The 1,828-nt window shown below is 62.1% G+C and carries 3 protein-coding genes; all 3 read right to left on the reverse strand.

Annotated features, from left to right (window positions below; genetic code table 11):
* Positions 1-128: hypothetical protein (locus tag HX873_RS32165; protein ID WP_371318411.1), on the reverse strand; the 128-nt coding region annotated here is incomplete at its 3' end.
* Complete coding sequence (arnD, locus tag HX873_RS31165) at positions 125-1,009, reverse strand: 4-deoxy-4-formamido-L-arabinose-phosphoundecaprenol deformylase (RefSeq protein WP_177123807.1); 885 nt, start codon at positions 1,007-1,009, stop codon at positions 125-127. The genes HX873_RS32165 and arnD, both read right to left, overlap by 4 nt.
* Positions 1,009-1,828: bifunctional UDP-4-keto-pentose/UDP-xylose synthase (locus tag HX873_RS31170; protein WP_177123809.1), on the reverse strand; the 820-nt coding region annotated here is incomplete at its 5' end. The genes HX873_RS31170 and arnD, both read right to left, overlap by 1 nt.

The following is a 1,828-nucleotide window of genomic DNA, read 5'->3' on the forward strand; positions in this document are numbered from 1 at the left end:
AGCATTTCCTGGCTGATCTGCGCATAGCGGGTTTCGTCGGGAATCCACAGCCCGTGGGTGGCCAACGGGATCAGGTAGAACACCCCGAAGGCCAGCAGGAGCAGGGGCAGGGCCCAGCGCCGGATCATGCCTTTTGCACTCCGAGCCAGCCTTCACGGCCGCTCAACGCACCACGCACCAGGTGTTGCTGGGGCAGGGTGGTGAGGTCGGCGGGCAACAGGTCGCCCAACGGTTTGAACGCGATGCCGCGCTGCCCTGCCTGGGCGAGCATCTGGCGAAAATCATTGGCCATCAGAATCCCTTCTACTTCTGCGTGGATCGTATAGACGTTGAGCTTCGACGGCTTGAAGCGGTCGAGGATGTAGCTATTGAAATCCTTGGCGGCCACCACCGGGCCCACGACTTCGTCGAAGGTCGGCATGTCCACCGGAATTTGTGGCGTGCCGGCACTGCCATCCGCCAGGGTCGGCCGGAACAGGCTGGTACCACGGCAATCGCTGTTGTAGCGGAAGTTGAACTGTTGCTTGGCTTGCACCACGCGCTCATCGGCACGCCAGCCCGCGGCGGCTGAGCAGTCGATGGGTTCACCGAGGATGTCGCTCAAGGTGTCGACGCCACGGCGAATCTGCTCGATCAGCTGTGCATCGCTCCAGCGCCCGGTGTTGGCTTGCCAGCCGTGATGATCCCAGGCGTGCAGCCCGACTTCATGCCCGGCGGCCTTGGCGTGGCGCATCAGGTGCCCCAGGTCGCGGCCAATGGGTTTGCCCGGCCAGGCGGTGCCGGCCAGCAAAATGTCCCAGCCGTACAAACCGGCAGCGTTGGAGCGCAGCATCTTCCACAGGAACTGCGGACGGATCAGGCGCCACAAGTGGCGCCCCATGTTGTCCGGCCCGACGCTGAAGAAGAAGGTCGCCTTGACCCCGGCTTCGTCGAGCGACTCCAACAACCTTGGCACCCCTTCACGGGTGCCTCGGTAAGTGTCGACGTCGATGCGTAGACCCGCTTGCATCAACGCTTGTCCGCGATTTCGAGCATGGCTTCACGCAGGAAGAAATCCAGGGTGTTGCCGATGGTTTCGCTCATCTCCACGGTAGGCTCCCAGTTCAGCAGGCGCTTGGCGTTGTCGATGCTTGGCTTGCGGTGCGCCACGTCCTGGTAACCGGTGCCGTAGAACGCCTTGCTTTCCACGTCGCGGAAACCGGCGAACGGAGGGAAGTTGCTGCGCAGCGGGTGAGCTTCGAACTGACGCAGCAGTTCTTCGCCCAACTGACGGATGCTGGCTTCGTTTTCCGGGTTGCCGATGTTGATGATCTGGCCGTTGCAGTTATCGTTGTCGTTATCGATGATGCGCGCCAGGGCTTCGATACCGTCGGCGATGTCAGTGAAGCAACGCTTCTGCTCGCCACCGTCGAACAGACGGATCGGCGTGCCTTCCACCAGGTTCAGGATCAGCTGGGTGATGGCGCGGGAGCTGCCGATACGGGCCGAGTCCAGGCGGTCGAGGCGCGGGCCCATCCAGTTGAACGGACGGAACAGGGTGAACTTCAGGCCCTTGTCGCCGTAGGCCCAGATCACGCGGTCCAGCAGTTGCTTGGAGACCGAGTAGATCCAGCGCTGCTTGTTGACCGGGCCCACCACCAGGTTGGAGGTGTCTTCGTCGAAGTACTGGTCCTGGCACATGCCATACACTTCGGAGGTCGACGGGAAGATCACGCGCTTGTTGTACTTCACGCAGTAGCGAACCAGTTTCAGGTTCTCTTCGAAGTCCAGTTCAAATACGCGCAGCGGGTTGCGGGTGTATTCGATCGGGGTGGCGATGGCCACCAGC

The organism is Pseudomonas sp. P7758 (assembly GCF_013386485.1).
Lineage (GTDB): Bacteria > Pseudomonadota > Gammaproteobacteria > Pseudomonadales > Pseudomonadaceae > Aquipseudomonas.

What these genes read in the sequence shown, in the direction of transcription:
- arnD (WP_177123807.1), bottom strand. Translation starts at nt 1,009, where the DNA reads ATGCAAGCGGGTCTACGCATCGACGTCGACACTTACCGAGGCACCCGT.